Origin of the sequence: Mycobacterium sp. (assembly GCF_049280035.1) — a bacterium.
Lineage (GTDB): Bacteria > Actinomycetota > Actinomycetes > Mycobacteriales > Mycobacteriaceae > Mycobacterium.
Map to the genome: position 1 here is coordinate 1 of NZ_JBAPPI010000526.1, position 6,070 is coordinate 6,070.

Below are 6,070 nucleotides of genomic sequence, written 5' to 3' on the forward strand. Positions count from 1 at the left end.
TGCACCTGGTCGGACACGACTGGGGCGCCGCGGTCGCGTGGGCCGCCGCGGCCGAAATGCCCGAGCGGCTGGCAACCGTGTCGCCGATATCAGTGCCGCACCCCGGCGCGTTCATCAAATCGTTCACCACCAGCCGTCAGGGCCTGGCGTCCTGGTACATGTTCTTCTTCCAGTTGCCGCGGATACCGGAATGGCTGCTCATGCGCCGCAACGGCGCCGTGGTCTCCGAAATGCTGCGGCGGAGCGGGCAAACACCGGCCACGGCTGAGCGTGATGCACAGGCCATGAGTGCGGCCGGGGCCCTCACGGCAGCGATCAACTGGTACCGCGCGCTACCACTGTCCAATCCGCGGGCGATCGCCCAAAAGATCTCTGTACCAACGTTGTACGTGTGGAGCGACGGCGACATCGCGTTGCTCCCTAAAGCGGCCCACGACACCGCTCGATACGTCAGCGGGGAATACCGGTTCGAGATCCTGCCGGGTGTCTCGCACTGGATACCCGACGAACAACCCGACAAGCTAGCCGATCTGCTGCTGGACTGGTTCGCCGCTCATCAAGCCGACTGACGCCGCGGCGACGCGGTATCACTCCCCTCCGGCCGCGCAAGCCCCAGGTGATTGCGCAACGTCTGGCCGGTGTACTCGGTGCGGAATCGGCCACGGCGCTGCAGGATCGGCACGACATGATCGACGAACGCCGTAAGTTCATGCGGCAGCGTCGATCCCATGAACGTGAAGCCGTCGACGGCACCTGCATCCTGCCAAGCGATCATATGTGCGGCGAGTTGTTCGGGTGTTCCGATGAACTGCGTCCCGCCGGCTCCTCCACTTGCTGGCCGGGTGATCTCGCGTAAGGACGCGTCCGGTCGCGCACGCGCGGCCGCGTAGAGCTGCTCGGCGCGGCTTGACGGTACTGACCGGTCAGTCCAAAGCTTGTCCGGCAGCGGAGCATCCGGATCGAAACCATCGGGGTCGAGTCCGGCGGTGTACAAAGCGTTTTGCCAACGAAACTCCGGGCTCTCCAGTTCCTCGAGTCGACGCGCCCGTGCCTGCGCTTCGGCCTCGGTGCCGCCCAATGTGACCATCAACGCGGGCAGTACCAACACTTGGTCGGGCTTACGGCCAGCGGCCACGACCTGCGCGTGCAGATCGGCCCGGAAGGCGATCGCAGCCTCCAGGGATGGCGGCCCAGAGAACACCACCTCGGCGTATCGAGCGGCAAGCCCAACGCCGGCTGCCGACTGTCCCGCCTGAACGAGCACCGGGTGCCCTTGCGGCGAGCGGGGAAACGGCAGGACCCCCTCGACGTCGTAGTACTGACCGTGGAAGCGCGGCGCGTGCAGCTTGGCGCGGTCTGCCCACACGCCACGCTCACGATCACCGATGACCGCGTCGTCCTCCCAGCTGTCCCACGAACGTGTGACTGCCTCGACGAATTCGTGAGCGCGCGCATACCGATCGGCGCGCTCAGGATGGAACCGTTCACCGAAATTCGCCGCAGCCAGCGGCGTGACGGTGGTGACGATGTTCCAGCCGGCGCGACCGCCGCTGAGGTGATCCAGCGTCGCAAACCGGCGGGCAAGCTCCCATGGCTTGCTGTAGGTCGTTGAGCCCGTCCCGATCAGGCCGATGTGAGTGGTAACCGCCGCCAGCGCCGACAGCACCGAAACCGGGTCGAATTGCGTCTGAGGGAGATAGGTAGCCCGGTATTCCGCGATAGCGATGTTGTCGGCCAGGAAAATCGAGTCCATCAAGCCGCGTTCAGCGATCCGCGCGATATCGGTGTAGTAGGACAAGCCGAGGACGTTGCGCACGTCGTCGTCAACCACCCGCCACGCGGCTTCGTGATATCCGTTGGGCCAGATGAACGCGTTGAAGTGCAGCTGCCTGCTCATGCTGAGCAGCAACGCGGTTGGGAGTCGAAATAGTCCTCCGCCAACGGCGGCTTGCTGCTCAGCTTTCGCGGAGCGAGTGACGGGACTCGAACCCGTGTATACGGCTTTGCAGGCCGCTGCCTAGCCGCTCAGCCACACCCGCATAAGCCACCACCGTGCCAGCCCAACCGCCGGCGGTCCATGATTTCGCTCGACCCGATCATTTCGCGCGGCAGAGAGACGCTATTCCAGCGAGTATCGGCGCGTATTTGCTACGGTGTCCGCGCGTTAGTGTGCCCTGGTCGGCCTCAGCGAACAAGCCGACAGAAAAGTTGAGCAAACTCATGACCGCAGCAGCAGAAACGTCGGCGCTCGAATCGCGGGTCGGCCACTACTACCAGATGGACGGCACCTACCTGGTCGGGCGCGAGAAAGTACGCGAGTACGCCCGTGCAGTGCAGGACTACCACCCCGCGCACTGGGACGTCGCCGCCGCCGCGAAGCTGGGGTATTCGGACCTGGTGGCGCCGCTGACGTTCACGTCGACCCCGGGCATGACCTGCAATCGCCTCATGTTCGAGCAGGTGGTCGTCGGTTACGACACCTACATGCAGACCGAAGAAGTCTTCGAGCAACACCGCCCGATCGTGGCCGGCGACGAACTGCACGTCGACGTCGAACTGACATCGGTGCGCAGGATCGCCGGCCGAGACCTGATCACCGTGACCAACACCTTCACCGACTCCGCCGGCGAGCGGGTGCACACCCTGCACACCACCGTTGTCGGTCTCACCGCGGAGGACGTCGATCCAGCGATCAAGACGGCCGTGCAGACGATGATGATGCACGACGTGGACCTCTTCGGAATCGGCGAATCCGAGTACCACAAGACGGTGCGCCCCGAGGGTGACATTCGCATCGCCGAGGGCGGCACCACCCGCACGCCGGGCACGCCGTCCTTCGATGAGTTGAAGGTGGGCGACGAGCTATCGGTGCATCACGCCCGACTGTCCCGCGGCGACCTGGTGAACTACGCCGGCGTGGCCGGCGACGCCAACCCGATTCACTGGGACGAGGACATCGCCAAGCTGGCCGGCCTGCCCGATGTGATCGCCCACGGAATGCTGACCATGGGTGTGGGTGCCGGATTCGCCTCCGCATGGTCGGGTGACCCGGGAGCGGTTACCCGCTATGCGGTGCGACTTTCTGCGCCCGCGATCGTATCCGCCGCCGAGGGCGCCGACATCGAGTTCAGCGGCCGGATCAAGTCGCTGGACCCGGAAACCCGGTCCGGTGTCGTCATCGTCGCCGCGAAGTCCGATGGCCGAAAGATCTTCGGCCTGGCGACGTTGAACGTCCGCTTCCGCTGACCTGGCGGTGGCGACGGCGGTCAACGACGAAGAGCGGCTTTGAGCTGGCGCTACAGCGACTTAGTGATGAGTTCATCTGCGACCCACCTGGCAACGTGGGTGGCTGCACGCCTACTTCATCGACCGCCTAGTCCCCGTGTGCGGACAACTCGTTGACGCCGCCGCTTCGGCGGGCGAGATCCGAGCCGGCGTGGACGCCTACGAACTGCTACGCGGCGTCGGGAATCTCTGCGTTGGAGCGGGCGGCGACCCTCGCTACAACCCTCATCACTAGTCGAGGTCCTCATCGCAGGACTGCGCAGCCAATAGCCGAGCAGCGCCCACGACTCAAGTCAGAACATGTTGGTGAAATACAGTTGCAGAGACTCGAATACGCTCTGGAATAGTCCGCTGCTGGCGACCCCGTGCTCAATTGCATCAATCCACGCGGCGCCGTTATTGATGTTGTCGGAGATGTCGACAAGTGTGAGGTCACCGTTGGTCGACGTGGTCGCGTCAGCGATTTGCGTCGGTGTCAACCCCAGGTACTCCACATGCTGGACGAATAGGTTCACGAGCGGTTCCAGCGGACCTCCGGCCGTGAAGTCCTGTTGGAAGTCGGCGACCCCATCGCCGTTCAGCGTGTAGATCGTGGTCGGGTACAGATCATTCGGCGTCAAGTTGCCAAGGACGCCGTCAAAGCCGAGATCCGTGAGAATCGTGTTCGTCGTACTCGAGCCGAGTAGCGCGTCGAGGTCTGGGACCAGATTGGGCCAGACAGCGCCCGGGAGGGACGGGTCGCCGATGAATACGAAGTGCAGATCGCCGCTGGGGATGCCGGCTTCTTCGAGTCGGGTCATTGCGATCGACTCGGCGGTGGCGCTCTGCGAGTATCCGAAGATCGTCAGCGGGTGCTCGGCGCTGAAAGCGCCGGGATCCGCGTTGAATTCGTTCTCCACGGCGAGAACGACGTCGTCCGCGGCTGTGAGACTACTCGGGCCCTGCTGGATCAGCTCGGGCGTCGTCAGCACCTGCAGCGGCGCGGCGCACGGGTCGGTCCCGATCATGTCGCAGACCGTCGAGGAGGTCGCGCCACCGTCGAATCCCAGCGGGTGCAGATACAGATCCTCGGCGGCCTGCGCGAAGGCGGCCGACGGCGTCGGTTCGGTGGTTCCGCCGAGAATGATCGCCGTGTCGCTTCCAGCTAGCGAATCGTCAGCGTGGGCGGCTTGGTTGAACAGCGCGCTCGCCGCGCCAACCATCAGGCCAACCGCGGTAACCTGCGCGAGCAGCTTGTATCCGTTCACCGTTGCACGCCTCCGCGCCACCGGCTCCGCCCGCACTGTGATTTGCGTCATCGCATGTTCTTATCTGAACTTAATCTTGGATTCAAGGAGTTCTTAATCTTGGATTAAAGGAGTTTCTGGCCGACGCGGCACAACCGTTCAGCAATGTCCTTGTCCGATTGGCGGCCGACGACTGGGATCGGGTGGTCATCTACCAGTACCCGGAATCCCGCGAACGGTCGTTACGGTGCGGCCGGCATCAGAGCCAATGCCCCCACCGGATGAGTGCCGCCGCGCCGTCGATACTCCGGTCCTCCTCGCCAGGCGGGCCGACCCTCATTACATCACCGTGACGGCTATATCGCGCAGCGGAGCCCAACTATGATGTGCGCCAGAACATCGGCGAGACGAGCCGCTCAAATCGTCTGCGACTATTGAGATTTCATCTAGCGTCGAGGCGTCTCACGATTACCTATTGCGGCGGATAGGCGGGGCGGCGGGTACACGCCCCGGAGGATCCACGGGAACCAGTTGATGCCGTACTCGATCTCGTCGCTGGCGTCATACTCGGGGCTAGGATCGATCGAAATTTATCCGATCCGTCGATTGGGTAACCCAGAGGCGATGGTGGAACTCCACTTTTGGGGGACACCGTTGTCGTACGGATTCATCACGTCAAAGGAGCCGCACTGCCGGCCAGACCGTGGCCCTCATGCCGCGCATCCGCCAAGACAAGCTCAGCGGGCAACCAGCCGGCCAACCCCCGACACCGTCGGCGCAGGACTTCGCCCGGGTCACATCGCAATTCAACGAGAACCTCTACGCACTCTCCCACGTCTGCCCCGACGACAACTACCGCGTAAGAGTTGGTTGACCGCTCACCGGTGGTCGGCACCGTGCACCCGGCGCAGGGTGTCTTCGACGAATCGGTCGAGCATCTGCTGATGGCCGGTGGTGCCCATGCCCGACACAATGAGACCCGACACGCGGGCGTACCAGTAGTAGTCGGTGTCGATCGTGTCGGCGGGGTTGTGCTCGTCGGTCACGGTAACGGTGTACCGGAATCGCTGCAGAGCGCCTAGAGGGCTCGAGTTCTCGAGGATCCGCACGGTGTAGCCGAAGCCGGGAAAACGGGTGCGGAAATACGAGCAACGAGACACAAGTGTCCGCATGTCGTCGAACACTGTCGGGTTGAATTCCCGGCCAACTTGCATCCGGAGGTCGGTGCTGTCGGGCATCAGGTAGGACGGGTCGGCCGGATCGTGTTCTGCCACAGTGGCAGCGGGAAATGAACCGGTCCGGATCCCGTAGGCCACCTCGTAGCATTCGACCGGCTGATAGCCGTCGACAGCACCAATGTTGTGATAGCCGCCGTACCCGAAGTCCTCCGGTGAGTCGAAGGTTTTGTTGCGAGTCCAGCCGGCGGGAAAATCGTTCTGCGTGGGGAGCAGGTCGGCCAGTTGGTGACCGCTCAACGCGGCCAGCCCCGGGGCATCGGGCATCGAAGCGCGGGCCCGCCGCGCGGCAAGCACTTCGGGCACGGTGATCGCCAGCGCGGC

General features: G+C 64.0%; 6 protein-coding genes, 1 tRNA gene and 1 pseudogene. 3 read left to right on the forward strand and 5 right to left on the reverse strand.

The annotated features are described in order from the left end of the window. A partial coding sequence (locus WAN71_RS17015; protein ID WP_422226459.1) for an alpha/beta fold hydrolase occupies nt 1–569 on the forward strand: 569 nt, incomplete at its 5' end. Here WAN71_RS17015 and WAN71_RS17020 read toward each other — a convergent pair. Together WAN71_RS17020 and WAN71_RS17025 are read right to left on the reverse strand one after the other, a co-directional pair. After that, a complete protein-coding gene (locus tag WAN71_RS17020; protein WP_422226460.1) occupies nt 557–1,897 on the reverse strand; it encodes an LLM class flavin-dependent oxidoreductase in 1,341 nt (446 codons plus the stop codon). The genes WAN71_RS17015 and WAN71_RS17020 overlap by 13 nt on opposite strands. 71 nt (nt 1,898–1,968) lie before the next feature. Further along, nucleotides 1,969–2,039 (reverse strand) — tRNA-Cys (locus WAN71_RS17025). 181 nt (nt 2,040–2,220) lie between these two features. Here WAN71_RS17025 and WAN71_RS17030 point away from each other — a divergent pair. Next, nucleotides 2,221–3,246: a fused (3R)-hydroxyacyl-ACP dehydratase subunits HadA/HadB gene (locus WAN71_RS17030; protein WP_422226461.1), complete on the forward strand. Its 1,026-nt coding sequence runs from the start codon at nt 2,221–2,223 to the stop codon at nt 3,244–3,246. Nucleotides 3,247–3,578: 332 nt separating this feature from the next. Here WAN71_RS17030 and WAN71_RS17035 read toward each other — a convergent pair whose 3' ends face one another. Continuing rightward, nucleotides 3,579–4,583, reverse strand: a complete 1,005-nt coding sequence (locus tag WAN71_RS17035) for a PE-PPE domain-containing protein (RefSeq protein WP_422226462.1) — start codon at nt 4,581–4,583, stop codon at nt 3,579–3,581. Nucleotides 4,584–4,983: 400 nt separating this feature from the next. Further along, a pseudogene (locus WAN71_RS17040) lies at nt 4,984–5,101 on the reverse strand (CAP domain-containing protein); the annotation flags it as partial. 122 nt (nt 5,102–5,223) lie between these two features. Here WAN71_RS17040 and WAN71_RS17045 point away from each other — a divergent pair. Continuing rightward, nucleotides 5,224–5,385 carry a hypothetical protein gene (locus tag WAN71_RS17045; RefSeq protein WP_422226463.1) on the forward strand — a complete coding sequence of 54 codons (162 nt, stop codon included), beginning with the start codon at nt 5,224–5,226 and terminating at the stop codon, nt 5,383–5,385. Between the two features lie 4 nt (nt 5,386–5,389). Here WAN71_RS17045 and WAN71_RS17050 read toward each other — a convergent pair. Continuing rightward, a partial coding sequence (locus WAN71_RS17050) for a hypothetical protein (RefSeq protein WP_422226464.1) occupies nt 5,390–6,070 on the reverse strand: 681 nt, incomplete at its 5' end.

Excerpts from the sequence above, each read along its gene's own strand:
- WAN71_RS17035 (WP_422226462.1), bottom strand. The coding sequence starts at position 4,583 with ATGACGCAAATCACAGTGCGGGCGGAGCCGGTGGCGCGGAGGCGTGCA.
- WAN71_RS17030 (WP_422226461.1), top strand. The coding sequence starts at position 2,221 with ATGACCGCAGCAGCAGAAACGTCGGCGCTCGAATCGCGGGTCGGCCAC.
- WAN71_RS17045 (WP_422226463.1), top strand. The coding sequence starts at position 5,224 with ATGCCGCGCATCCGCCAAGACAAGCTCAGCGGGCAACCAGCCGGCCAA.
- WAN71_RS17020 (WP_422226460.1), bottom strand. The coding sequence starts at position 1,897 with ATGAGCAGGCAGCTGCACTTCAACGCGTTCATCTGGCCCAACGGATAT.